General features: G+C 59.8%; 23 protein-coding genes and 1 pseudogene. 17 read left to right on the forward strand and 7 right to left on the reverse strand.

Annotation, left to right across the window (positions count from 1 at the left end; translation table 11 throughout):
- The first annotated feature begins 21 nt into the window (after positions 1-21).
- Genes AC1D2R_RS25755 through AC1D2R_RS25765 form a run of 3 tightly spaced genes read left to right on the forward strand, consistent with a single transcriptional unit; the run spans position 22 to position 2,462 of the window.
- Positions 22-480 carry a DUF4126 family protein gene (locus AC1D2R_RS25755; protein ID WP_477971815.1) on the forward strand — a complete coding sequence of 153 codons (459 nt, stop codon included), beginning with the start codon at positions 22-24 and terminating at the stop codon, positions 478-480.
- On the forward strand, positions 480-1,847 hold the full coding sequence (locus AC1D2R_RS25760; protein ID WP_477971817.1) for an FAD-containing oxidoreductase: 1,368 nt from the start codon (positions 480-482) through the stop codon (positions 1,845-1,847). The genes AC1D2R_RS25755 and AC1D2R_RS25760 overlap by 1 nt, the downstream gene beginning before the upstream one ends.
- 45 nt (positions 1,848-1,892) lie before the next feature.
- Complete coding sequence (locus AC1D2R_RS25765; RefSeq protein WP_477971819.1) at positions 1,893-2,462, forward strand: DedA family protein; 570 nt, start codon at positions 1,893-1,895, stop codon at positions 2,460-2,462.
- A 20-nt stretch (positions 2,463-2,482) separates the two neighbouring features.
- Here AC1D2R_RS25765 and AC1D2R_RS25770 read toward each other — a convergent pair whose 3' ends face one another.
- From AC1D2R_RS25770 to AC1D2R_RS25780, 3 genes are all read right to left on the reverse strand, one after another.
- Positions 2,483-3,526 carry an NAD(P)-dependent alcohol dehydrogenase gene (locus AC1D2R_RS25770; protein ID WP_477971821.1) on the reverse strand — a complete coding sequence of 348 codons (1,044 nt, stop codon included), beginning with the start codon at positions 3,524-3,526 and terminating at the stop codon, positions 2,483-2,485.
- A 124-nt stretch (positions 3,527-3,650) separates the two neighbouring features.
- Positions 3,651-4,250, reverse strand: coding sequence for an NADPH-dependent F420 reductase (locus AC1D2R_RS25775; RefSeq protein WP_477971822.1), 600 nt, complete (start codon positions 4,248-4,250; stop codon positions 3,651-3,653).
- Between the two features lie 41 nt (positions 4,251-4,291).
- Positions 4,292-4,504: a hypothetical protein gene (locus AC1D2R_RS25780; protein WP_477971824.1), complete on the reverse strand. Its 213-nt coding sequence runs from the start codon at positions 4,502-4,504 to the stop codon at positions 4,292-4,294.
- Between the two features lie 251 nt (positions 4,505-4,755).
- Here AC1D2R_RS25780 and AC1D2R_RS25785 point away from each other — a divergent pair, with 251 nt between their 5' ends.
- The 6 genes from AC1D2R_RS25785 (at position 4,756) to AC1D2R_RS25810 (ending at position 11,336) form a co-directional block, all read left to right on the forward strand.
- Positions 4,756-5,211: a PTS sugar transporter subunit IIA gene (locus AC1D2R_RS25785; RefSeq protein ID WP_477971826.1), complete on the forward strand. Its 456-nt coding sequence runs from the start codon at positions 4,756-4,758 to the stop codon at positions 5,209-5,211.
- 614 nt (positions 5,212-5,825) lie between these two features.
- Positions 5,826-6,851 carry a sulfate ABC transporter substrate-binding protein gene (locus tag AC1D2R_RS25790; protein WP_477971827.1) on the forward strand — a complete coding sequence of 342 codons (1,026 nt, stop codon included), beginning with the start codon at positions 5,826-5,828 and terminating at the stop codon, positions 6,849-6,851.
- An 8-nt stretch (positions 6,852-6,859) separates the two neighbouring features.
- Positions 6,860-7,717 (forward strand): sulfate ABC transporter permease subunit CysT, encoded by an 858-nt coding sequence (gene cysT / locus AC1D2R_RS25795; protein ID WP_477971829.1) that lies wholly within the window; start codon positions 6,860-6,862, stop codon positions 7,715-7,717.
- Positions 7,707-8,579 carry a sulfate ABC transporter permease subunit CysW gene (gene cysW, locus AC1D2R_RS25800; protein ID WP_477971831.1) on the forward strand — a complete coding sequence of 291 codons (873 nt, stop codon included), beginning with the start codon at positions 7,707-7,709 and terminating at the stop codon, positions 8,577-8,579. The genes cysT and cysW overlap by 11 nt, the downstream gene beginning before the upstream one ends.
- 10 nt (positions 8,580-8,589) lie before the next feature.
- The gene (locus AC1D2R_RS25805) at positions 8,590-9,633 is read left to right on the forward strand and encodes a sulfate/molybdate ABC transporter ATP-binding protein (RefSeq protein WP_477971833.1); all 1,044 of its coding nucleotides are present in this window, start codon (positions 8,590-8,592) and stop codon (positions 9,631-9,633) included.
- A gap of 209 nt (positions 9,634-9,842) precedes the next feature.
- Positions 9,843-11,336, forward strand: a complete 1,494-nt coding sequence (locus tag AC1D2R_RS25810) for a sensor domain-containing diguanylate cyclase (protein WP_477971834.1) — start codon at positions 9,843-9,845, stop codon at positions 11,334-11,336.
- Positions 11,337-11,414: 78 nt separating this feature from the next.
- Here AC1D2R_RS25810 and AC1D2R_RS25815 read toward each other — a convergent pair whose 3' ends face one another.
- The 3 genes from AC1D2R_RS25815 to AC1D2R_RS25825 all read right to left on the reverse strand — a co-directional run bounded on the left by AC1D2R_RS25815 (position 11,415) and on the right by AC1D2R_RS25825 (position 15,027).
- Positions 11,415-12,407, reverse strand: coding sequence for an alpha/beta hydrolase (locus AC1D2R_RS25815; RefSeq protein WP_477971864.1), 993 nt, complete (start codon positions 12,405-12,407; stop codon positions 11,415-11,417).
- Positions 12,408-12,662: 255 nt separating this feature from the next.
- Entirely contained in the window at positions 12,663-13,472 is an 810-nt protein-coding gene (locus tag AC1D2R_RS25820; protein ID WP_477971836.1) for an endonuclease/exonuclease/phosphatase family protein, read from the reverse strand.
- Positions 13,473-13,563: 91 nt separating this feature from the next.
- Entirely contained in the window at positions 13,564-15,027 is a 1,464-nt protein-coding gene (locus AC1D2R_RS25825) for a phospholipase D-like domain-containing protein (protein WP_477971838.1), read from the reverse strand.
- A 439-nt stretch (positions 15,028-15,466) separates the two neighbouring features.
- Between AC1D2R_RS25825 and AC1D2R_RS25830 the strand changes: the two genes are divergently transcribed.
- The 4 genes from AC1D2R_RS25830 (at position 15,467) to AC1D2R_RS25845 (ending at position 20,021) form a co-directional block, all read left to right on the forward strand.
- Positions 15,467-15,997: a dihydrofolate reductase family protein gene (locus AC1D2R_RS25830; protein WP_477971840.1), complete on the forward strand. Its 531-nt coding sequence runs from the start codon at positions 15,467-15,469 to the stop codon at positions 15,995-15,997.
- Positions 15,998-16,214: 217 nt separating this feature from the next.
- Complete coding sequence (locus tag AC1D2R_RS25835; RefSeq protein ID WP_477971842.1) at positions 16,215-16,745, forward strand: hypothetical protein; 531 nt, start codon at positions 16,215-16,217, stop codon at positions 16,743-16,745.
- Positions 16,746-16,928: 183 nt separating this feature from the next.
- Positions 16,929-17,798, forward strand: a complete 870-nt coding sequence (locus AC1D2R_RS25840) for a LysR family transcriptional regulator (RefSeq protein WP_477971844.1) — start codon at positions 16,929-16,931, stop codon at positions 17,796-17,798.
- Positions 17,799-19,361: 1,563 nt separating this feature from the next.
- Complete coding sequence (locus AC1D2R_RS25845) at positions 19,362-20,021, forward strand: helix-turn-helix domain-containing protein (protein WP_477971846.1); 660 nt, start codon at positions 19,362-19,364, stop codon at positions 20,019-20,021.
- Positions 20,022-20,185: 164 nt separating this feature from the next.
- Here AC1D2R_RS25845 and AC1D2R_RS25850 read toward each other — a convergent pair whose 3' ends face one another.
- Positions 20,186-21,106: a LysR family transcriptional regulator gene (locus AC1D2R_RS25850; protein WP_477971848.1), complete on the reverse strand. Its 921-nt coding sequence runs from the start codon at positions 21,104-21,106 to the stop codon at positions 20,186-20,188.
- Positions 21,107-21,228: 122 nt separating this feature from the next.
- On the opposite strand from AC1D2R_RS25850, the gene AC1D2R_RS25855 reads away from it, so the two are divergent.
- The 4 genes and pseudogenes from AC1D2R_RS25855 to AC1D2R_RS25870 all read left to right on the forward strand — a co-directional run bounded on the left by AC1D2R_RS25855 (position 21,229) and on the right by AC1D2R_RS25870 (position 25,278).
- Complete coding sequence (locus tag AC1D2R_RS25855) at positions 21,229-22,443, forward strand: acyl-CoA dehydrogenase (RefSeq protein ID WP_477971850.1); 1,215 nt, start codon at positions 21,229-21,231, stop codon at positions 22,441-22,443.
- Entirely contained in the window at positions 22,443-23,630 is a 1,188-nt protein-coding gene (locus AC1D2R_RS25860) for a CaiB/BaiF CoA transferase family protein (protein ID WP_477971852.1), read from the forward strand. The genes AC1D2R_RS25855 and AC1D2R_RS25860 overlap by 1 nt, the downstream gene beginning before the upstream one ends.
- Positions 23,627-24,500, forward strand: a pseudogene (locus tag AC1D2R_RS25865) (3-hydroxybutyryl-CoA dehydrogenase). Before AC1D2R_RS25860 ends, AC1D2R_RS25865 begins: the two are co-directional and overlap by 4 nt.
- Positions 24,501-24,516: 16 nt before the next feature.
- A complete protein-coding gene (locus AC1D2R_RS25870) occupies positions 24,517-25,278 on the forward strand; it encodes an electron transfer flavoprotein subunit beta/FixA family protein (protein WP_477971854.1) in 762 nt (253 codons plus the stop codon).
- Positions 25,279-25,370: the final 92 nt, after the last annotated feature.

Consider the following 25,370-nt stretch of genomic DNA (forward strand, 5'->3'; position numbering starts at 1 on the left):
GTATCGCAAGGGGGATCGCATATGCTTCTGGTTCTTGCATTTCTGATCGGTATCGTCGCGGGCCTGCGTGCCATGACGGCACCTGCAGCCGTTGCCTGGGGCGCAGCACACGGCTGGTTCGACGTCTCGCAGACGCCATTCGCCTTCATGGCGTATCGCTGGACACCCTTGATTTTTACGCTTCTGGCCGTGCTGGAGTTGGTCACCGATCAGCTGCCCTCGACACCGTCGCGCAAGGTCCCCATACAGTTTAGCGCGCGCATTATCATGGGTGCCTTGACCGGCGCCACGATCGGCGCTTCCGGCGGCATGCTGGTGGGCGGATTGATCGCTGGCATCATAGGCGCGATCGTCGGCACGCTGGGTGGCGCCGCAGCCCGCAGCAAGCTCGCCTCCGTCTTCGGCAAGGACCCGCCGGCGGCCTTCATCGAGGACGCGGTGGCGATCGTCGGCGCCCTGGTCATCGTGGCAGCGGCGTGATGCGGAGCTTCGATGCAATCGTGATCGGCGCCGGCCAGGCCGGACCTTTTCTCGCTGCCCGCATGGTCGAAAAGGGCATGAAGGTAGCGCTGATCGAACGAAAGTTCCTGGGCGGCACCTGCGTCAACGCCGGCTGTATGCCGACCAAGACTCTGGTGGCGAGTGCACGTGCAGCGCACGTCGTTCGACGTGCCGGCGACTATGGTGTGACGATTCCGGGCGAAATCGGGATCGACATGACGGTGGTTCGAGACCGCGCCCGAACCGTCACCCTCAATGCGCGAAATGGGCTGATTGGCTGGTTCGATGGCATGCAGGGCATAACCGTCATTTACGGGCATGCCCGCTTCGAAGATGCCCGGACAGTGACCGTCAATGGTGAAAAGCTGACCGCTCCCCGCGTCTTTCTGAATGTCGGCGCAAGGCCGACTGTCCCCGATATGCCGGGCCTTGCCGACGTCGATTACCTCACCAGCACGTCGATCATCCAGCTTGATACGCTGCCGAAGCACCTGGCGGTCATCGGCGGCAGCTATATCGGCCTCGAATTCGCGCAAATGTATCGGCGCTTCGGTGCCGACGTGACTGTCATCGAACGAGGTCCGAAACTGGCGTCGCGTGAAGATGCCGATGTTTCGGATGCGATCGCCGATATTCTTCGTTCGGAGGGCATCACGGTGCATACAGACGCGGACGGCATCGCCTTTGCGAAAACCCGCAACGGGATCGCCGTCACGGCTGGCGCCGGCAAGCCGGATGTCCACGCGACCCACGTGCTCGTCGCCACCGGACGCAGCCCCAATACCGATGATCTCGGGCTCGATCTCGCCGGCGTCGCAACCGACAAGCGCGGCTACATCATCGTGGACGACAAGCTCGCGACCAATGTCGAAGGCATCTCAGCGCTTGGCGATTGCAACGGCCGCGGCGCCTTTACCCACACATCCTACAACGACTTCGAGATCGCCGCCGCCAATCTCCTCGACGGCCAGGACCGCAAGCTCAGCGACCGCATCCCCGCCTATGCGCTCTACATCGATCCGCCGCTCGGCCGTGTCGGCATGACGGAGAAGCAAGCGCGCGCTTCAGGGCGCGAGATCCTGATCTCCACCCGGGCGATGAGCCGCGTCGGGCGCGCCAACGAGCGAGGTGAAACCAAGGGGTTCATGAAGGTGATCGCAGATGCCGAAACCAAGCAGATCCTCGGCGCTGCCATCCTGGGCATCGAAGGCGATGAGGCGATCCATGGCATCATTGACGCGATGAACGCCAGGGCGCCCTACCCCGTGCTGCAATGGGCAGTGCCAATCCATCCGACGGTCTCGGAAATGATCCCGACATTGCTCGCAGACCTGAAGGCGGTTTAGCTTGAGAGACTGCTGCCAAAACCGTAACCCCTGAAGGTGGCCTTCGTGTCGATCGAACCGCTGATAGAAAACTACGGCTTGCTGGCGATATTTCTCGGCACTGCGTTCGAGGGGGAGACGGCTGCTTTTCTCGGCGGTGTGATTTCGCATCGCTCTCTGCTCACCTACTGGTCAGCCTCACTCGCCGCGTCGGCCGGGTCCTTTGCCGGGGATCAGATGTGGTTTTTTGCCGGACGTTACGCAGCCCAGTGGAGCGTCGTGCGCCGACTGATGGAAAAGCCGGCGCTTGCGCGGGCAACCCAGCTTCTCGAACGGTATCCCACCGGCTTCATCTTTGCATTTCGCTTCCTGGTCGGATTGCGGACGATAAGCCCCGTCGTCATCGGAACAACACGAATTTCCACCCGGAAATTCCTTGTCCTGAATGCAGCGGCGGCGCTGGTCTGGGGGCAGTTGTTCACCGCCCTCGGCTACATCTTCGGGCACGCCATCCAACAGGCATTGGGCAATCTTCCCATCCATCGCCATCTGCTGATCGCCCTTGGAGCCGCAGCCGTCATCGCCGCTGCAGCCCTTGCGTTTCGCAGGACGAGACCGAGCGTCAGGCCATCCTAGGTCGGTGAGGGAGGGCCTTATCAGTCCATCACGATCTGCAGTTTCACGTCGCTCGGGCGCGCCTCGACAGCCCGGTCGAAGGCTTTGATGGAATCCTCGAACCTGTACGTTTGCGAGATCAACGGCTTCAGGTCGACGCGGCCCGAACCGAGCAGCGCGATCGAACGCTCATACTGATGGGCATATCGGAACACCGTCTCGATGCGGATCTCCTTGGTGGAAGCCGTCGACACGTCGAAGCCGATCGGATTGACAGGCAGCCCGACCGCAACGATGACGCCGCCCGGACGGGGTAGTTCCATGATCGTTTCCCATGCTTTCGGCGAGCCGGAGCATTCGAAGATAACATCGGCGCCCCAGCCGCCCGTCAGTCCTGCGACCTCTTCGGCAAGGTTCGTCTCGCGAATATTGACCGGGATGACACCCTGGTACTGGGCGGCGATATCGAGCTTCGGCTGGGCCAGATCGGCGACGATCGCCCGGGCGCAGCCGCCGGCAAGGGCGGCGATCGCCACCATCGTGCCGATCGGGCCGGCGCCGAGCACGACGGCCGTGTCGCCGGGCGCGATCTTCGCTTTGGTCGCCGCCTGCATTCCGACCGCGAACGGCTCGACCATCGCGCCTTCGGCGAAACTGACATTGTCCGGCAGCTTGAACGTATAGTTGGCGGGATGCACGACCTCGGGCGTCAGCACGCCATGGATCGGCGGCGTCGCCCAGAAGGCAACGGCGGGGTCGACATTGTACATACCGAGCCGGCTCGCCTTGGAATTTGGATCGGGAATGCCCGGCTCCATGCAGACGCGGTCGCCGATCTTCAGGTGCGTAACGCCCTCGCCGATCTCGATGATGGTGCCGGCAGCCTCGTGACCAAGCACCATCGGCTCATTGACGACGAAGGGACCGATCTTGCCGTGCGTATAATAGTGGACATCCGACCCACAGACGCCGACCGTGTGAATCCTGATCTTCACCTGACCGGGACCTGTGTCCAGCGGCAGGTCGATATCGCGAAGAGCGAGTTCATGCTGGCGCTCCAGCACCAGCGCACGGACCTTGGTCATCGTCAGCTTCCTTCCCTATCGCCCGCCGCCTGAATCGCGCGAGGCTTTGGGAGGATTATAAGGCTGTAAGCCTCCGCAATTCAATTCCATTGCGAAGGCTTTTGCTCATCAACTGATAAAATGCTCAACCAAACCTGACGAGGTTCAGCGTCGGCAGCGGCCCGCCCGGGAACTGCGCGAGCTTGCCGCCAACGGCGATCGGACCGAGGTCGATACCAAAGAAGCCGAGCTTGTCGATCAACGCGCCGACCTCTGCTTTGGCGCTTTCCTCGTTGCCGGAATAAAAAAGCACCCGCCTGCCGCCTTCGGCCCGGGGATCGCCGGAGACGAGCGCCGACAGGAGGTGGTTGAACGCCTTGACAACGCGGGCGCCGGGCACGAGATCGGCAACGATCTCGGTCGAGAGACGACCGTTGAGCTCGGCCGGTTTGAAGAGTGGAGCCTCGATCGGGTTGTTGGCGTCGATCACGATGCGGCCTCCCCAATCGGGCAGGCCGTCGAGCGCCTCAGGCAGCCTCGACCAGGGAACCGCGACAAGCACCAGGTCGGCACCTGCAGCTTCCTCGATGGAGCCTGCCTTGATGAAGGGCTGAAGCTCGCTTTCGAGAGCCGAGAGTGTTTCGGGACCGCGGCTATTGGCGATGATGGCGGGGAGGCCGGCCCTGGCGAGCGCACGAGCAAACGCTGCGCCGATGTTGCCGGCGCCGATGATGCCGATAGACATTGTCTTTCTCCTTTGATGGCAGGGGTAAGAGGATCCGGAAATCAGGCAGTGAAGCCGCCGTCGGCGACGATCTCGGCGCCGGTCACGAAGGCTGCTTCGGGGCTGGCGACAGCGGCACCCGAGGCAGCCAGACGTTTGGCGATAGCTGCGCCGATTGAACGGGAGCCGCCTTTCCTGAGAGATTGTCCAGAGTGCTGGTCATTGTCTGAACTCCAAGGTTTCGTTGTTTCGATGGAGTGAATATCGTCGTTCAATTCCCTACGGATAAGCGGGGAGTATCTTGAATGAATTTCAAGCATTCGTTGAAAATGCGCATGACCTTTATGCGATGTTTATTTTTGTCCGGCAAAGGCCCACTGGAACCCTTATCTCAGTTGGGCATATGAACGCCCAGCAAACCGGGCCTCAACGCCTGACGCGTCAGACCTGCGGTTGAGGTGGCAAGCGGATGACATCGGTGTCGCGTTCAACGACGGGCTCTGCACGAACGACCAAGAGAGACGACATGAACCTTTCCGACATCATCCGCCCCGACCATACGTTCGTCGGGGTCGTTGCAACGACAAAATGGCATGGGCTGCAAACCATCGCGCAGAAGGCGGCAGAGGCATTCGCAATGGACAGCAAGACAATTCTTCGGGCGCTGGAAAGCCGCGAAAGTCTCGGCTCGACCGGCATTGGCAACGGCATTGCGGTGCCGCATGCAGTCGTCGAAGGCATGACCCATCCGCAAGGCTTGTTGATCCGCTTTGCCCGTCCGCTCGATTTCGAGGCGGTCGACGACGTGCCGACCGACATCGCCTTCGTCCTGCTATTTGGCGAGAGCCACCGCGGGGAATACCTGAATGTCCTTGCCGCCATAGCGCGGCAACTGCAGTCGCCCGGAATTGTAGCCTCGATGCGCAAGGCAAAGACCGCAGAAGAATTCTATTCCGACTTCCTAGCCGATTCCCGTGCATAGCAGACCGGAAACGGCGAACCTGTGAAAGGTGACCAGACGTCGCGCTGGAAGAGGAAGCCTTCGACCTGGTCGTCGATCGGATGACCCGGACTGGTCGCTTCCGACACGTTCCTCAACGCGCAGACAACCGCCGATGCTGAGGCCGGTCTGCGGGCCCGCAACGTGGGTTAACCGCTGCCATAGGCATCGCAGACGCGGACATGTTCGACCTCCTCCGGCCCCGATGCAACGACGGCGTCGGCTGCGTACGGCCACGAGACTGACATGATTGCTGCGGCGGCGCAGGCTGAGGACGGTTTCCCCAACGACATAAGATGCCCGATCACGTGATGGGGGGAAGCCTTGTCAAACCGTACGCAAACACGGCGCTTGTGATGGCCACAGGAAGAAACGAATGGCTCGACTTCATGCAAAATATTGAGGGTGCGACTTGGGGATGACGTTTGCGTGCCGCTCCCGGCTCGGGTTGGCCGCGGCCAACGCGAGCACATTCATTTCAAAACACGGCGTGAAATGGCACTCCATTCTAGGAGCCCGGCACCGAACAGAAACAATCTGCGTTTCATTATACGACCATGTTGGTAGAGTTTCGGCCACAAACGAAGGAGGTTTCCATGCAGTCATTACGGATCACCCGGCTTTTCGCGGCCGCGGTTCTGGCAGGCAGTGTCGCCATCGGTGCTGTCGCTCCCGCATTCGCGGATCAGACGCTTCTCAACGTATCCTACGATCCGACGAGAGAACTGTATAAGGATTTCAACACCGCTTTCGCTGCGAAGTGGAGGAAGGACACCGGTGAAACGGTCGCGATCCAGGCCTCGCATGGCGGGTCCGGGGCTCAGGCTCGGTCCGTTATCGACGGCCTGGAAGCCGATGTCGTGACGCTGGCACTCGAAGGCGACATCGATGCCATCGCCAAGAAGACCGGAAAAATCCCGGCCGACTGGAAAACCAAGTTCCCGAACAATTCGACGCCCTATACCTCCACCATCGTTTTCCTTGTCCGCAAGGGCAATCCCAAGGGCATCAAGGACTGGGCCGATCTGGTCAAGGACGACGTTCAGGTCATCACTCCCAACCCGAAGACCTCTGGCGGCGCGCGCTGGAACTTCCTGGCTGCCTGGGCCTGGGCCAAGCAGGCAAACGGCGGCGACGAAGCCAAGGCACAGGATTACGTGACGAAGCTCCTGCAGCACGTTCCAGTCCTCGATACCGGCGCCCGCGGCGCGACGACGACCTTCGTCCAGCGCGGTCTGGGCGATGTTCTGCTTGCCTGGGAAAACGAGGCTTATCTGTCGCTCGAAGAGCTTGGACCCGACCAGTTTGAAATCGTAACGCCTGCCTTTTCGATCCGCGCGGATCCGCCGGTGGCCATCGTTGACGCAAATGTCGACAAGAAGGGAACGCGCAAGGTCGCCGAAGCCTACCTCAACTACCTCTATGCCGATGAAGGCCAGAAGATCGCCGCCAAGCACTTCTATCGCCCGATCAAGCCAGAGGCAGCCGATCCGGCCGATGTCGCCCGGTTCCCGAAACTGACGCTTGCGACCATCGACGACTTTGGTGGCTGGAAGGAAGCGCAGCCGAAATTCTTTGGGGATGGCGGCGTATTTGACCAAATCTACAAGCCGGCCCAATAATACACCGCATGAAAGCACATAGCCCCACGCGGTGGCGGTTCAAGCGGCCGAGTGTCATTCCAGGATTTGGAATGACGCTCGGCTTTACCTTGATCTGGCTCACCCTTCTGATCCTCATTCCTCTTTCGGGCCTTGTATGGCGCTCGAGCGAACTCGGCTGGGAGAAATTCTGGTCGATTGTCGTTGATCCACGCACAGTGGCTGCTCTTCGCATCAGTTTCGGCGCCGCGTTTGCTGCCGCCTGTCTCAATGCCGTATTCGGAATTGTTCTTGCCTGGGTGCTGGTGCGCTACCGCTTTCCGGGCAAGCGCGTCATCGACGCCATGGTCGATCTGCCCTTCGCCCTGCCGACGGCCGTCGCGGGCATCGCGCTTGCGACGCTTTACGCCCCCAACGGTTGGATCGGGCAATTTCTGACCCCGCTTGGCATCAAGATCGCCTTCACCCCGCTCGGCATCGTGATCGCGCTTGTCTTCGTTGGACTTCCCTTCGTCGTGCGTACCGTGCAGCCCGTCATGGAAGAGATCGACAAGGAAGTGGAGGAGGCCGCCGCCACCCTCGGCGCGAACCGTTTCCAGACGATCTTCCGGGTGCTGCTACCGGGTCTGGCGCCCGCCGTCCTCACCGGTTTTTCGCTTGCCTTTGCACGCGGCGTCGGTGAATACGGCTCGGTTATCTTCATTGCCGGCAATCTGCCGTTCAAGTCGGAGATCGCACCGCTCTTGATCGTCATCAAACTCGAAGAGTACAACTACGCCGCTGCGACGGGCATTGCGGCAATCATGCTGGTGCTCTCCTTCGCCATGCTGCTCGTTATCAACATGATCCAGAGCTGGAGCAGACGGAGGTATGGTTATGGCACTTGAGACTGGTGTTAGATCAGCAAAGGTCCGCTCCGTCGTCACCGAAAACAAGATCGCGCGCTGGACACTGATTGTCGCATCGCTGGTGTTTCTGGCGTTGATCCTGCTCCTGCCAATGGCCGCGGTCTTCGTGGAAGCGTTCCGCAAGGGCGCTCCGGCATTCTTCGCGGCTCTGCAGGATGCCGAGACATTTTCTGCGATCCGGCTGACGCTGATCGTCGCTGGCGTCAGCGTGCCATCGAACCTCATCTTCGGCGTCGCCGCCGCCTGGGCAATCGCCAAGTTCGAATTCAAGGGCAAGGCATTCCTGACGACGCTGATCGACCTGCCCTTCTCCGTGTCGCCGGTGATCTCGGGCCTCGTCTTCGTGCTTCTGTTCGGCGCCAACACCTATCTTGGCAGCTGGCTCAGCGCCCACGACATCAAGATCCTTTTTGCCGTGCCAGGCCTGATCCTTGCAACCATGTTCGTGACTTTTCCCTTCGTCGCGCGCGAACTGATCCCGTTGATGCAGGAACAGGGCATCGGGGATGAGGAGGCGGCAATTTCGCTCGGCGCCAGCGGCTGGCAAACCTTCTGGCACGTCACCTTGCCCAACATCAAATGGGGCCTGCTCTATGGCGTGCTGTTGTGCAACGCCCGTGCCATGGGAGAGTTCGGTGCCGTCTCGGTGGTCTCCGGCCATATACGCGGCCAGACGAACACCATGCCGCTGCAGGTGGAAATTCTCTATAACGAGTATAATTTCACCGGCGCCTTCGCCGTTGCTACCCTGCTTGCCCTGCTGGCGCTTGTAACCCTTGTTTTGAAGACGCTGCTCGAAATGCGATACAGCGATGAAATCGCCGCCAGCCGGCGGCACTGAAGGAATTAGAATGGAAGTTCGCGTTCAAAACTTACGCAAGGAATTCGAGCGGTTTCCGGCCCTGCACGACGTCTCGCTCGACATCCACTCCGGTGAACTCATCGCCTTGCTTGGACCTTCCGGATCCGGCAAGACGACATTGCTGCGACTGATTGCCGGGCTTGAAAGCCCGACCGAGGGCCTGATCTACTTCGGCGATGAAGATGCCTCGAGGAAGACGGTACAGCAGCGCAATATCGGCTTCGTATTCCAGCACTACGCGCTGTTCCGGCACATGACAGTGCTCGACAACGTTTCCTTTGGCCTCAAGGTCCGCAAACCGTCGCGCCGCCCGACGAGGGCCGAGATCCGCAGACGCGCCCTCGAACTGCTCGACCTGGTGCAGCTTTCCGGCCTGGAGAAGCGCTATCCGGCGCAGCTCTCCGGGGGACAGCGCCAGCGCGTGGCGCTTGCACGCGCCATGGCGGTGGAACCCAACGTGCTCTTGCTCGACGAGCCGTTCGGCGCGCTCGATGCGCAGGTGCGCAAGGACCTGCGCAGATGGTTGCGCGAGATCCACGATCGGACCGGACATACCACGGTCTTCGTCACGCACGACCAGGACGAGGCAATGGAACTTGCAGACCGCGTCGTCGTCATGAGCCAGGGGGCGATCGAACAGGTTGGCACCCCTGACGAAGTCTACGACAATCCGAATTCGCCCTTCGTGTTCGGCTTTGTCGGTCAGTCGAACTGTCTCAAGGTCACGATTACCGATGGAGAGATCTGGTTTGAGGATCGCCCTCTTGGTCTCAAGGCCGAGGGCGAGCCGGATGGCGATGCGCAGCTCTATTTCCGCCCGCACGACATCGAACTGCGTGACGGTTGTAGCGGTTGTATCGCCGGTCTCTTGACCAGCGCTCGCCGCGTCGCTGGAACGCGGCATATCGAAGTCGATATCGGCAATAGCCATCCCTCGATCGAACTCGAACTTCCCCCGGCTCAGGCTGACAGGCTCGATCGCAGTCGCATTGCCTTCCGCCCGACGCGCTGGAAGCTGTTTAGAAACGCCTGACAGGCCTGCTGCAAAGGTCACTTTCGTCACATCGCAATCATTCCGACAGCCGCTCTAAAGCGCGGCTGCCCTGAAGCTGGGCATTTGCTTGGCGTGCCGATCATTCTGCGTCAAATTAGGATGAACGAATCGCCCTCAAAGGTCGATCGGAGTGTTTTCTGGTGCGCGGATCCAAAAAACGCGCCAACGGTCGCAGCAGGAATGAGCCCATGAACAGTAAATCTATCGACACCGACGTTTTTGATCTCGCCCCCATCGCGATGTGGATTGAAGATTTCAGCGGCGTGAAAGAGCAATTTGATCGTTGGCGAAAAGACGGCATCGAAGACATTCGCGCGTTTTTGAAGGACGATGTCAGTCGCGTGAGAGCGTGCTCCCAGCAGATTCGCATCCTGCGCGTGAACCGCAAGACGCTCGACCTGTTCGAGGCAGAGAGCCTCGACCATCTCGTCGACAATCTGTCCAGGGTCTTTCGCGACGAGATGCTGGAGAGCCATGTCAACGAGCTGGCGGCCCTTTGGGAGGGCAGGACCGAGTTCTCTGGCAGCGCGGTGAACTACACCTTGTCCGGCCGCCGGCTGGACATCCAGCTGCGCGGGGCCGTTCTGCCAGGGCATGAGCAGACGCTTGGCCGACTCCTGTTGACGACGGAAGACGTGACGGCGCGTGAAGAAGCACGACGCAGCGAGCGCGAGAACCGGCGCTATGCGGAAGGGATATTCGAACACTCGCCGGTATCGCTCTGGGTCGAGGATTTCAGCCGTATCAAAGCTCTCCTTGAGGACGTGCGCAACCGAGGCATTGTCGACTTTCGCGTCTTTACCGACGTTCATCCGGAGTTTGTGCGCCAATGCATGAGCGAGATCCGGGTCATCGATGTCAATCAGGCGACGCTTGATCTCTTCTCTGCGCCCGACCGGCGCACACTTCTCCATCGCCTCGGGGAAATCTTCCGTGACGACATGGAAAAACACTTCCGTGAACAGCTGATCGAGCTGTGGAACGGTAACTTCTTCCACCAGCGCGAGGTGATAAACTATGCGCTCGACGGCTCCGAGCGCTTCGTCCTGCTGCAGTTCTCGATACTGCCCGGGCACGAGGGCGACTGGTCGCTGGTCCAGGTGGCCCTGACCGATATCACCGCGCGCAAGAAGGCCGAGGCCTATCTCGAATATCTCGGCAAGCACGACGTGCTGACGAAGCTGCACAACCGCGCCTTCTATATGGACGAACTGAACAGGCTCGAGCGCAAGTCGCTGCGTCCAGTTTCGGCGATCGTCATAGATCTCAACGGCTTGAAGGACGCCAACGATCAGCGTGGGCACGATGCAGGCGACGCCTTGTTGCGCCGGCTCGGCGAGGTTCTAAACGGTGCCGTCTCGTTGCCCAACCATACGGCGCGAATCGGCGGAGACGAGTTTGCCGTCCTGATGCCGGGAGGCGACAAGCAGAATGCCCTGGCCATGGTGGAGACCATTGGCGAACTGCTGAAGATCAACAATCAGTTCTACTCCAATGCTCCCTTAAGCATTGCACTTGGCGTCGCAACCAGCGAACCGGGGGAAACGATCGAGGCCATGGTGAGACGCGCCGACCTTGCCATGTATGACCACAAGCGGGCACATTATGCCGACCGTCAGGATGCGGATCGCCCAGATGAATTGTCGTACCAGGCAACCGACCCTTCCGTCGCCTTCGGCTGATATCCAAAGGCGCGAACGCAAACTGTCCTATAAGACGACCATCGCCCCTGCCGGCGGCGGACAATGCCGAGCCGGGCCCTATTGCTGCGGCCTGTCAGCAAAATGCTGCATGGCATAGTCCGCCGCGCTTTGGTTGGACTTGCGAGCGTCGTCGAGCCAGAATGGGAACAATTGCCACTGATGGATCATGCCGGGCCACACTTCGGTCGTCACGTCGACGCCCGCCTTGCGCGCCTTGTCTGCCAGACGCTCTGCACCGTCCCGTAGGGCATCCCCCGCACCGACCTGCATCAGCAACGGCGGAAACCCGGTCATCTCAGCATAAAAAGGTGAAACTCGTGGATCCTTTGGGGAGCGCCCCCCGAGATAAGCCTTGCTGGCAGCCTCGAGCCCGAGGACGCCCAACACGGGATCGCTGCCTGCATTCGCTCCTGTTGAAGCCCCGATGTCCGACAGATCCGTGATCGGGCTCATGGCGATGACGGCCGCCGGCAGTGGACCCTTCAGCTGCATTTGTCGAAGCACCGCTTCGATCGCCAGATTGCCGCCGGCCGAATCGCCGACCACCACGATGTTGTCGTTCTGGTAGCCAGAGTCGAGCAGCCAGCCGTAGGCTGTCAGCGTATCATCGATCTGCGCAGGATAGGGATACTCGGGCGCCAACCGATAGTCGATCAGGAGGACGTCGGCCGACGTCGCCTTGGCGAGCGATCCGGCCAACACGCGGTGCGTATCCGGCGAGCCGCCGTAGAACGCCCCGCCGTGGACAAAAAGAATCGCTCTCCTGCCGATCGGGTGATGAAGGCGCGCCGGCCAAATTAATTCGGCATCCACGCCGCCGGCATCAACGTGCCTGATTTGCACACGCGATGGCCCGGGCACCTCAGCCATCAGGCGCTCGAACGCGGAGCGCCGTTCACGGAGGCTGTCTGCACCGGCGTAATTCTGGTGCCAGAGGCCGAGGAGCTTTTCGACCTGCAGCTTCGAGGCGTCGGTTTGCACCGCGTGATCGAGTGCGGATGCAGGCGACGGGAAGACGGCGAAGGACAGGCTGGCGGCAATGGCCGCGATCAGCGCACGCCAGGCGTGCGTGACATGTCGTTGTAAACTACGCGCACAAAACACTGCGATGCCTCTCCCCTGCAAGGCGACTGTCAAGATCCGAGCAGAACGTGACACGACTGAAAACGGAGTCAAGGCTTTCGAGCGTGACTGTTGGCCGGGACGCAACATCACCCTGGCCGACACTCCTGCCGACAGGGATCGCGCAACCTTGGCGGCCATCGAGGCAAGCCGCGCTTTGCACATCACCATCACTTCAGACCGTCAGGTCTGGTCGAGCGTGACGATGGCTTTGATCGGCAGATGGTCGGACGCAACACGAGCAAGCGGTGTGTCGTGCGCGCGCACAGCCGAGACCACCCCCTTGCGGTTCGACATGATGCGGTCCAGTGCCAGGACCGGAAGCCGGGCGGGAAAGCTCGGCACGGCGGCAGGCTGCGGACCGAAGATGGATTGAAATGTATGCAACGACGAGCGGTCCCCAAGACGCCACTCGTTAAGATCGCCGAGCAGGATTGTCGGCGTATCGGACTTGTCGGCCATCAGCTCGACCAGGACTTTTGCCTGTTGTGCCCGCGAATGCCGCAGCAGACCGAAATGGGCGGCAATGATGCGCAGTGCCCCGCCTTGCTCGAGCTCAAGCTCGGCCACCAGCGCGCCGCGTGGTTCCAGTCCGGGGAGATTGATCAGATGGACGTCCCGCACAAGGCCCTTCTTGAAAAGGACGACATTGCCGTGCCAGCCGTGGGCTTTGGCCATGCCACTGACGGGAACGGGAAGCAGGCCCGTTTCGCGTTCCAGTCTGGCCAGATCGAGGATACCGGTACGCTCCCCGAAGCGCGTGTCGGCCTCCTGCAGGGCAATGACATCAGCGTCGATCTCGTGAATCACGCGGCTGGTGCGCTCAGGGTCGAAACGCCGATCGTTTCCGACACCCTTATGGACGTTGTACGACGCGATGAGCGTGCCTTCGGCGCGCGGATGCATCTCGGGATGCGCCGCATCCAGACGTCTCTTGCGGTTCCTGATCGACGCCAGGATGCTGGCGGGCAGATTTTCTCTTCTGGCATGCATCGCTGTCTGTTGGCGCTCCGTTTGAACAGGTGGCTCCGTTGCGAGTATAGGCGCTGCGATCAAACTTGCCACGGCCAAGCGTCGGGAATGATCAAAGATATGGCGAACCGAGCCAGAGTATCTTGTCGAGAAGCCGACCGGCAAAGGACCGGGCCCGCAGCGCGCTGAGCGTCACCGGCGAAGCCGACTTGATCACCTCGTCGATATGCTCATCGATTTCGGCGGCAAATCCCTCGTTGAGAACTTCGAGATCGATTTCAAAGTTCAACCGCAGTGACCTTGGATCGAGGTTCGAGGATCCGACGTAGGACCAGGCTCCGTCGATAGACAGCAGTTTCGAGTGGCTGAATGCACCGCTCGAGCGCCAGATGCGGCAGTAGTTGCTGACGATCTGATCGAACTGGGCCGTCATTGCGCGATCAACGAGGACGAGGTTGTTGACAGCGGGCACCACGATATCGACATCAACGCCGCGTCTTGCCGCTGTCGAAAGCGCACTGATCAGTTCCCGATCCGGCAGAAAGTAGGGGGACATGATCCGGATGGATCTGCGCGCGACGGAAAACGCGCCCATCAGCATCTTGTGGTTCGTCTCGATCCTCCTGTCGGGGCCCGACGCCACAACCCGCATGAAGACGGGGTCGCCAGGCTCCCGCTCGGGGGCGGCGATCCGCCATTCGTCCCCCGTGAGTTCTTCCTCGGTGGTAAAGCGCCAGTCTTCAGCGGCCACATCGAAGAGATCGGCGACGACCGGACCGGTGACCAGGAAGTGCGTATCACGCGCAAATTTCTCGCCCGCCACCTCGCGGGTGAACCCCTCCCTGATATTCATCCCCCCTGTCAGCGCCACTCGGCCGTCGACGACGAGGATCTTGCGGTGGGTGCGCAGGTTCGCATACGGCAGACGCAGCCCCATGATAACGTTGCCATTGAACACCGCAACGGTGACCCCGCCGTCGGTGAGATGCCGGAGTATGCTGGGCACCGAGTAACGGGCGCCGACGGCATCGATCAAGACCCGCACTTCAACGCCACGCCTGGCGGCGGCGATCAAGGAATCAGCGATCCGCAGACCGATCCTGTCCCGATCAAAAATATAGGTTTCCAGCAGCACGCTCCGTTCGGCGGCGTCAATCGCCCCCTTCATCGCCGCATAGCAGTCGTCGCCCGTCTCGATCATGTCGATCGTGTTTCCGGTTGCGAGCGGACTTCGGGCCACTCTGTCGCCAAGCGTCTGTAGGGCGGCGAAGCGTTGGCCGAAACCACTGATGACCAGCTCCGCCTTCGCGTCGAAACTTTCCAGCTCATCGAGATCCGCCTCGGAAATCAGGGCGTCACGCCGGAGGCTTAGAGAGGTCCGACGCATGCGATTGATACCGGCAATGGCATATAGCATCGCACCGATGATGGGAGACAGGACAATCACGCCGACCCAGCCGATGGCAGCGCGCACCTCTTCCTTGGTCATGGTGGCGTGAACAGCCGCCACCGCCCCCATGGCAAATGAGACAATGAAGAGAATATGCGGCCAATAGGTCGATATGAGATAAAGCATGGGTTGAAAATATAGCTGAGAAGATCCTTAGCAAAAGTCACCGAACCAATAAAAACGTCAGTGACGGTGCCTGAAATCTCGCAAACGCGTGTCCCGGCATCCTTTTGACCGCACCTTTGAGGTAGAAATCGCTGAAAGCCCATTTCCGGCACCTGTTTGCTGACAAGAGATTCGCCTGCGATGACACGGGGGCCCGGCGTTCACCGAGCCAATCTGCCTCGGGCCTGCTTGATAGAATCTGACGCCTGGTACCAGCGCAGAAACCTCCAGCGCGGGTCGTGGAAGGCGTTCCGACCCTGCCCGCAAGCAGAAAACGGGTGGTTGGGTCCTTTGGTTGTTCGTCACTTCGACAAGGCGACGCGCAGTTTATGCCGAACCTCACTTTTGCATGACGTCGCCTCACGCTATTCTGAAGACCCTGAGGTGGAGATTTTGCAGCATGGCGAAGCTCGTCTTTGGAATGAACCAGTCACTGGACGGCTATGTCGGCCACCTGGAAATGCCGACAGGCCCCGCACTCTTTCGTCACTGGATAGAGCAGGTGCGCGACCTGACGGGCAGTGTGTACGGTCGCCGCATGTACGAGATCATGCGCTATTGGGACGAAGACCATCCTGAGTGGAGTACGGAGCAACACGAGTTCGCGGCGGCGTGGCGGCGCCAACCGAAGTGGGTCGTGTCACGCTCGTTGAAATCCGTCGGCCCCAACGCCACACTTGTCGAGGATGACATCGAGGCGGTGATAGGTGGCCTGAGGGCTCGGCTCGTTGGGGAGATTGCTGTTTCCGGACCAGAGCTCGCACGAAGCCTGACCGACCTTGGTCTTGTTGATGAGTATCGGCTCTACTTCCACCCCGTCGTGCTTGGTCGCGGCAAGCCATTCTTCGCCGGCCCGCGGCCACCGCTCCGCCTTGTTTCCACCGATCACGTTGGCGAGGATGTCGTTAGGTTGACGTACGTTCCGGCTTGATCACGCGTCTCGCCAGGAACTGCGCAGACGCGTCGAGTCCGCTCTGGGTCGCGTTTTCCCGTTTGGCACGCCGAACACCGCAATCCTGGCGCGTCTGATCTGGCGAGGCGCTGCCCATTTTTTTGACGTAGAACTCGCTAAAATTGTATTCAATCCCATGACTCGCATTTAGCACGCACGGGTTATGGTCGGGGGGAAGAGTTTTAGGGGCTGAGCGTTGCTGACAGATACCGAGGTCACATATTTTCGAAACCGTATCGACGACGTTCTGCAGATGGGGCGCATGTCCAAGTGGCAACGTGGGTTCCTTCTGGACATGCGAGCGAAGATCGAGCGCTACGGGGCGAGGACGCGCTTTTCCGAAAAGCAGTTTTCGACACTGAAGAGATTGACTGCGATCAAAGGCGACACCAACCTGCGGCTTGCCGTCAGCAACAGGACCCCGCGCACTCGACATCATCGATGGCATTGGGCGATGAGCCATCGAGAGCAGAAGCTGCTGTTTATGGCAGCAGTCATGGTCGTGGTTCTGATAGCGTCATTGAGCAGACAGATCGTCGACAATATGAGCTTCAGCTTTCCATCGATGTCGACTTCGGAAGCGTTCCAGGCAAGGAATTACTCTGTCACTGACGGCGATACGATACGAATGGACGATGGTACTCGCGTGCGTCTCATCTATCGCGGTGACATGACACAAGCGGGCTGCGACTGGAGGATCACGGAGACATTGAGTATGACCAGCTAATATATAGATATTATGATTACGCACAATTGTAGACCACAAAAAGTGATGTTATATCGTACATCCGAATACGCAAGTTTTAGTAGAGCACCGGGCACTTGACCGCCCTCACACCGCCCCCCGTGTCAATCAGTCATGGACTGGGTAGGAAGCGAATGCTTGCGCAACTCGGGGCAGGATGCGGAAATGCACTATAATATCAGGGCATTGCAGATTTTCGAGTGTGTCTATCGGCACGGATCGATCATAAGCGCATCCGACGAACTCGCGATTACCCCAAGTGCCATCAGTCACCAACTGCGCCACCTGCGGATACAGGTCGGAGAAGCTCTTATTGAAAAGAATGGCAAAAAGCTGATCTTCTCTCAACGTGGTGTTCGTCTCGCCCAATCGTTGAGTTTCGCTTTTTCACACATCCAGAGCTCCGTGTCTCAGAGCATCAGCGACGGTCAGGGCGTATTGCGCGTTGCCGCCTGCAGTTCCTTCGGATCGGGATGGCTCATCCGCCGGATCAAGCAGTGCGCAAATCTGGCAGATCTCAATATCCAATTGAAGATGCAGTCGTTCGAGCCCGATCTCAGCGACGCGGTCGCAGACGTCTTCTTTACGACGGAACCGCTGAAGGAGGGCTTTTGGAGTACGAAACTTCTCGATGAGGAACTCGTGGCGGTTACTGGACGTGACCGATCACCGGCACAAGGTGGCCCTCGATGCATGCTGATTTCCACCAATCCGGACCACCGCAAGATGGGCGAGGACTGGGCCAGATTTGCCAGTTTCGTCCAGCAGGAAGAGATCCTTCAAGACGCGTCCTTTGTTGGCGCCAGTCATTACATTTTCGCCTTGGAGATGGCCGAGCATAGTCTCGGCGTCGGCCTCGTCCCTCATTTTCTGGCTGAAAGTGCCGTCGCAAGGCAACGGGTGGTCCTGTGGCATGAGGGGAGGATGCCCTCGGGCAGATCCTATTTCATGAATATCAAGCAGGCCCGCAGGCAGGAGCCACAGATAAGGGACTTTGCCTCCTGGGTGCGACGGACCGCAAGCGAGGACGTATGAATGGATCTGTTTCACAATTGGATTTTCCCATCTTGAATTGAGCTCATGTCAACGAGGTTTAAACAGTTGTCCTTGTCGGGAAAACTGTCAGCCTCCTGGTCCTCGGCGAGTTATCTCGAGGGCTGAAACAGGCAGCTAGCCCGCCATTTTGGATGACCGCATTCGTAGCCAGGAGAAAGCGACCATCCCGGCCCGGCCACAGGATGCCGTGATTGCGAATGGTGATGGTCGACGTTCGCGATCAGGACCTTGACGACCTCGCCTTGACCGAACGGCCGTCGGTGGCCTCAAAGCTCCACTCCCGGTCCCGAGGCGACAACAGGCCCACTCGCTGGGCTCGGATTGCCCAGATTTTCGTGCAATGCGAATTCGCTTGAGAAACGCACACCATCGTCAAAGATATCGACGCATTGGTTCGAGGGCGACGTGCATTCTGGCGACCGGCATGAACGCGCTTCCGAACGCACCGCCTGCATTGCATGATAAATTCTCATTCGGCTGAGATCTTCTCATGCTCAGGCACGCCGACCTATAAAAGGTCCATCGCCAGGCTACGCCGGCATCATATCCCCCGCATGTGAGAATAGATCTCGCGAACATATGAGGGTGGCCTCGTTCGAGAACCCTCGGGCGTCGAGGCAGAGCTCACCAGCGTCATTGGTGCAGTGTTCTTATCGCATTGACTTTCAACGCTTAAATCCAAATACTGCTAGGCGTCTTGAGGCGTTTTCGATGACCCCGGCGACCGACCGTGCTTGCGGCATTCGAAAGCGGCAAGATTGAACGAACCGCCGATCGCCCGAACACGCAAAACCACCGGTGTCGCAAAACGGATAAATACGTTGCAATGGGCGACGCAATCCTTCCGCGAGAAAATCGCCTGAAAACCGTCCCATCAAATTTGATGTATTGCGGGTCAGTAACCGCAAATTAGACTTCAACAACCGCTCAAAACGCTGGGGTAAAATGCGTTGTTTGTTAGCAGGGACGGCACGGAGGGTAGAGTTGGAATTTAAGATTGGTCTCCAGAAACAATACACCATGTGTTTGTGCTCGAGTGCTGCACCCTACAGCGCTGTACGGCACGACGCACCCGGCAACCTGTTCTTGTCGTCCTCCAGTCGAGCGATCGATTGTTCACGATGAAGGGGTCGAAAAAAGTGCCTGCTTAGGTCGCATTGCCGCATGCGCCCTGTCCATCCACTGAGGATGCCATCGTCACCGAGCAAGCACTTCTGGTGCCGACCCGCGACGCGAACTCGCGGGTCGGCACTGCGGTATTCGGTGTTGGATGCGTGTGTCACAGGGCGGCTGACATCGCCCGAACACTGCCCACATCGCGTGTAACAATAGCCAGCCGCATTTCGTATGACAGGATAGCGTCACGACCTGACGACCAACATTGCTGAGATCAACTCGTCCTATCGAGAAGGGAAATAACTTGAGCTTCAACATACGACGTAAGGACTGGCGATACGCCGGGTCCACGGACTTCAACATGAACATGCTGATTGACGCACGTCGTTTTCGACAGTCCGGGTTCCTTCCGGGGCACGGCGACTGGTGATAAAGATAACGCTTCAAGAAGACAGGTCGTCGCGCCTGGGCCACGACATGATGGAGATCTGCGTTGCCGAGAATTTTCAGTACTACGTCGCACTTCTATTCCCTCAGGCCGACAAGACCTGTTTCTTCGAGAATGTGATCGCCACCAACTGGCCAGAGGACCTGGTTAAGAAATACAGGCAGTCTGATCAGTTCTTTGCCAGCTCATTCATGGATCGGTGCCGCCAGACGACGCTGCCGGTCGTATCGCCTTCAAGCGCATTGTACTCAGGCTTGAACCGTGACGTGGACCTGCCTCGAATAGGAACCGAGATCTGCGGTTTCATTCTGCATGATCCAAGCGGCTCCCGGTATCTTGTGATTTTCAGTGGCGCTTCATCAAATGAGCGCAACATTCATACCGCCTTCATACGATCACTGGCGGCCGTAAATGGCTTTTTCGAGCTGAGGTTGGCAAACAAGGGGCGGCCCCTTTCAAGGCGGGAGGTCGAATGCCTGCGATGGACGGCGGCTGGAAAAAGCAGCGAGGAAATCTCCATGATCCTCGACCTGTCAGCCGCGACCATCAACGCCTACATCAAGTCCGCGATCAGAAAGCTCGATGTCACAAACAGAACCCAGGCGGTCGCGTTGGCCTGCCGTTTGCGCATCATCTAGTTGAGGCGATTTCGAGAAGAATACTGATCGCCGACGGTTCGCGAACCACTCGAAATCTTGTCCTTCTTTCACTCGGCATGGCGGGCGGGATTGATTCACTGTCTATCGGACAGAGGATGGGCAGGAGGCACTAACTTGCTTCCGATCGAGAATAGATAAAGCTATCATCCAATCGTTCTTGTGTTCGAATGTTCAATGCTGTCGCGCGACACCATTTGCTCCAGCCATTTGCGGAATGCTTGCAGCGGGGGGTAGTGGGCCCGGTCCTGTGGCCAGACCAGCCAATAGCTACCCCCTCTGACGGACATCTGCAAAAGCGGGGTAAGGCGCTTTTCACGGAATTCCATCTCCGCCAGGTAGTCCGGTAGCAGTGCCACGCCCAGCCCGGAAATCGCTGCCTGTGTCATGGTCGCGAACTGGTCGAACAGCATTCCCGTGGTAAATGGAACGTCGGCGCCCTGTGCCTCAAACCACATCCTCCACGCGCTCGGCCTTGTTTCGAGCTGAAGGAGCGGCCAGCGGAGGACGTCGGTCGGGGAAGCAACCGGATAGCTATCCAGCAGAGACGGCGCGATGCAGGCCGTCAAGCGCTCATCGAACAGTTTCATATGGCCGGCGTCGCGCCAGTCGTCTATCCCGTAGTGGATCGCGGCATCGAAGCTTTCAGCCGCGAAATTGAACCGCCTCAGCCGAGTGGCGAGATTGACTGTGATGCCCGGATACTCGTTCAGAAAGTCACCCAGCCGTGGTGCAAGCCAGCGCGTCCCGAACGCCGGCAATATAGCGAGAGAGAGCGTGCCGCCGCCAGGGTTGGCGGTGAATTCCATGCTCGAACGCTGAATCAAGTTTAAAGCGCGGGAAATATCCTTGCCGTAAGCCGTCGCGGCATCGGTCGGCACGAGCCGTTGGCGGTGCCGCTCGAAAAGCGGCCGGCCGAGCTGTGTCTCCAATGTCTGCACCAGCCGGCTGACCGTGCTTTGCGTGAGGTCCAACTCCCGTGCAGCGGCGGCCGTCGAGCCCGTGCGCAACACCGCCTCGAAGGCGGAGAGGAGGCTGAGAGAGGGCAAGAAACGCCGCTGGCGCATGTCTCATCCTATTCATTTTATGAATTACAATAGGGGTAAATAGCGTTATTTCGAGGCTACTTCAACCTGTAGATACATGGTTCAGCACCAACGGAACAACGCGCAGCTTGAAGGAGAGAGAAATGTCCGCCAGCAATCATGACAAGCAAACCTCGAAGGGCGGCCCGTTTGCATGGAACGATCCCTTCCTGCTCGACGATCAGCTGTCGGAGGAAGAGCGCATGATCCGGGACGCGGCGGCGGCATTCGCCGAAAACGAACTGCTGCCTCGCGTGAAGGAAGCCTATCTCGACGAGCACACCGATCCAGGGCTCTTCCGGCTCATGGGCAAGGCGGGCCTGCTCGGCGTCACGCTTCCGGAAAAATACGGCGCCGCCGATGCCAACTATGTTTCCTACGGCCTCGTGGCACGGGAGATCGAGCGCGTGGACTCCGGCTATCGCTCGATGATGAGCGTGCAGTCTTCCCTGGTGATCTTCCCGATCTTCGCCTACGGCTCCGAAGCGCAACGCGACCGTTATCTGCCCGGCCTCGTGTCCGGTGAGCTGATTGGCTGTTTCGGCCTGACGGAACCGGACGCCGGCTCCGATCCGGGCGGCATGAAGACCCGCGCGGAAAAGATCGAGGGCGGCTATCGCCTGCGCGGCACGAAAATGTGGATCTCCAACGCGCCGATCGCCGACGTCTTCGTCGTGTGGGCGAAATCGGAAGCGCATGACGGAAAGATCCGCGGATTCATCCTCGAAAAGGGCATGAAGGGTCTCTCCGCGCCGAAGATCGGCGGCAAGCTTTCGCTGCGTGCGTCGATCACGGGCGAGATCGTCATGGATGGCGTCGAGGTCGGCGAAGATGCGTTGCTGCCGGGCGTTTCAGGCCTTGCCGGCCCGTTTGGCTGCCTCAACCGTGCCCGCTACGGAATTTCCTGGGGCGTGCTCGGGGCGGCGGAGGATTGCTGGCTGCGGTCACGGCAGTACGGGCTGGATCGCAAGCAGTTCGGCAAGCCGATCGCCGGCATGCAGCTTTACCAGAAGAAGCTCGCCGACATGCAGACGGAGATCGCGTTCGGCCTGCAAGGCAGCCTGCGCGTCGGCCGTCTGATGGATGAGCACAAATTCGCGCCGGAAATGATCTCCATCGTCAAGCGCAACAATTGCGGCAAGGCGCTGGATATCGCCCGCCAGGCGCGCGACATGCATGGCGGCAACGGCATCCAGATCGAATATCATGTTATGCGCCACGCGCAGAACCTCGAAACGGTCAACACCTACGAGGGCACGCATGATGTCCACGCGCTGATCCTCGGCCGCGCCCAGACGGGCCTCCAGGCGTTCTTCTGATGGACGCCGGCAACAGAGCCCCGCTCACCGGGCTGAAGGTCGTGGAACTGGCCCGGATTCTCGCCGGGCCATGGATCGGCCAGACACTGGCCGATCTGGGCGCTGAGGTCATCAAGGTCGAAAGCCCGGCCGGCGACGATACCCGCAGCTGGGGGCCCCCCTTCATCGAGCGCCCCCACGGCAAGGGCGGTACGGAGACGGTCGCCGCCTATTTCCACGCCGCCAACCGGGGCAAGACCTCGGTTATCTGCGATTTCTCGAACACAGACGATCTCGGACGCGTCAAGGCGCTGATCGCGGATGCGGATGTTGTGATCGAAAACTTTAAGGTCGGGGGTCTCAGGAAATTCGGTCTCGACTATGAAAGCCTCGCCGCCGTCAACCCGCGCCTGGTTTATGCCTCCGTAACAGGCTTCGGTCAGGACGGCCCGCGCGCGAACAATCCGGGCTATGATTTCCTCGTCCAGGGCCTGTGCGGCATCATGGACCTTACCGGCGATCCGGACGGGGAACCGCAGAAAGTTGGCGTTGCCTGGATCGACATTTTCACCGGCCTCTATGGCGTCATCGGCATCCAGGCGGCTCTTGCGGAGCGGGAACGCTCCGGCCGCGGCCAACATGTCGATCTCTCGCTTCTCGATGTCGGGGTGGCGGCTTTGGCGAACCAGGCAATGAACTTCCTCGCCGGTGGCGCGGTGCCTCACCGCATGGGGAACGCACATCCTAATATCGTGCCCTACCAGGTGTTTCCGGCGGCTGACGGACACATCATCATCGCCTGCGGCAATGACCGCCAGTTTGCGAGCCTCTGCACCGTGCTGGGTCTGGGCGCCATCGCCGGCGATCCGGCCTATGCCACCAACCCGGCCCGCGTGGGCAATCGCAAGGCGCTGGAGGAGATCCTTTCCGAGAAGACGCGCCTGCGCACCAAGCAGGACCTCATTGTCGCATTGGAAGGCGCTTGCGTGCCGGGTGGACCGATCAATACCGTGGAGGAAGCCATCGCGGATCCGCAGGTCAAATCTCGCGGTATGAAGATCGAACCGGAAGGCGTTCCGGGCCTGCGCACACCGATCCGGTTCTCGAGAAGTCCGCTGGTGCTGGACAAGACAGGTCCGATTCTGGGCAGCGGAAGCTGGGGATTTGGCGCACCGGCAGAACCGGCAGAGGAAGATGGTAAGGAATGACTATTCAGACGATAGGCGTCATCGGCGCCGGCCAGATGGGAAGCGGCATTGCCCAGGTCGTCGCGGTTGCTGGCTTCGACGTAACGCTGACCGACATCAATCCGGACGCGCTCAAGATGGCGGTTTCGCAGATTTCCGCCAACCTCGAAAAGCAAGTGGTGCGCGGCAATCACTGAAGAAGACCGGCGAGCCGCAGAGGGGCGCATCGAAAAGCGTCTTGCGCTTTCCGACGTCGGACATTGCGATCTCGTCATCGAGGCGGTCACGGAAAAGGAGAACATCAAGCAGAAGATTTTCGACGAACTCGTCCCGCACCTGAAACCCCACGCCATCCTCGCCTCCAACACATCATCCCTCTCGATCACGCGGCTGGCCAGCGGAACACTGTGTCCGGACCGGTTCATGGGCCTGCATTTCATGAACCCGGTTCCCGTCATGCAACTCGTTGAGCTGATCCGCGGCATCGCGACAAGCGAGGAAACGTTTCAGTCGGTCCGCGCCGTCGTCGAGCGTCTCGGCAAGACGCCGGTTATTGCCTCCGACTTTCCAGCCTTCATCGTAAACCGCGTCCTCATCCCGATGATCAACGAGGCAGTCTTCGTGCTTTACGAAGGCGTCGGCTCCGTAATCGACATCGACCAGAGCATGAAGCTTGGGGCCAACCACCCGATGGGGCCACTGGAGCTTGCCGACTTCATCGGCCTCGATACCTGCCTTTCGATCATGCAGGTCCTGAACGAAGGTTTTGCCGATCCCAAATATCGGCCATGCCCGCTGCTGGTGAAATATGTCGAGGCTGGTTGGCTGGGCCGCAAGGCCGGTCGCGGCTTTTACGACTATCGCAGTGGTCCGCCCATCCCCACTCGTTGAACAGGGAGTTACCGCCATGAAAGTTCTGGTCACCGTAAAACGGGTGGTTGATTACAACGTGAAGATCCGGGTGAAGCCGGATGGCACAGGCGTCGAACTCGCGAACGTAAAGATGTCGATGAACCCGTTCGACGAGATTTCGGTCGAGGAGGCGCTGCGTCTGAAGGAAGCCGGCAAGGCCGAGGAAGTGATCGTCGTGTCGATCGGTCCGGCCAAAGCCGAAGAAACGCTGCGCACGGCACTGGCCATGGGCGCCGACCGGGCGATCCTGGTCGAGACCGACGATCAGGTCGAGCCGCTCGCAGTTGCCAAGATCCTCAAGGGCGTCGTCGACGCGGAACAGCCGGGTCTTGTCATCGTCGGCAAGCAGGCRATYGACGACGAYTCGAACCAGACCGGCCAGATGCTGTCGGCGCTGCTTGGCTGGGCACAGGGCACGTTTGCCTCGAAGGTCGAGATCGGAGTTGCTGGTCCTGGGGGCAAGGCTCAGGTGACCCGCGAAGTCGACGGCGGCCTGCAGACCATCGAGTTCACGCTGCCGGCGGTCGTGACGACCGATCTTCGCCTCAACGAACCGCGCTATGCCTCGCTGCCGAACATCATGAAGGCGAAGAAGAAGCCGCTCGACAAGAAGACACCGGCCGATTTCGGCGTCTCCACCACGCCGCGCCTCAAGGTCCTGAAGACCGAAGAGCCGTCAGGCCGCAAGGCAGGCGTGAAGGTCAAGTCGGTTGCCGAGCTCGTCGAAAAGCTCAAGACCGAAGCCGGCGTCCTCTAAGGTTCGAGAAAGGGAGATTCTACCATGGCCATTCTTCTTCTGGCTGATCACGACAGCAACCACCTTTCCGAGCAGACCGCCAAGACCCTGAC

The sequence above is a fragment of the Rhizobium sp. P1_C7 genome (assembly GCF_056406295.1).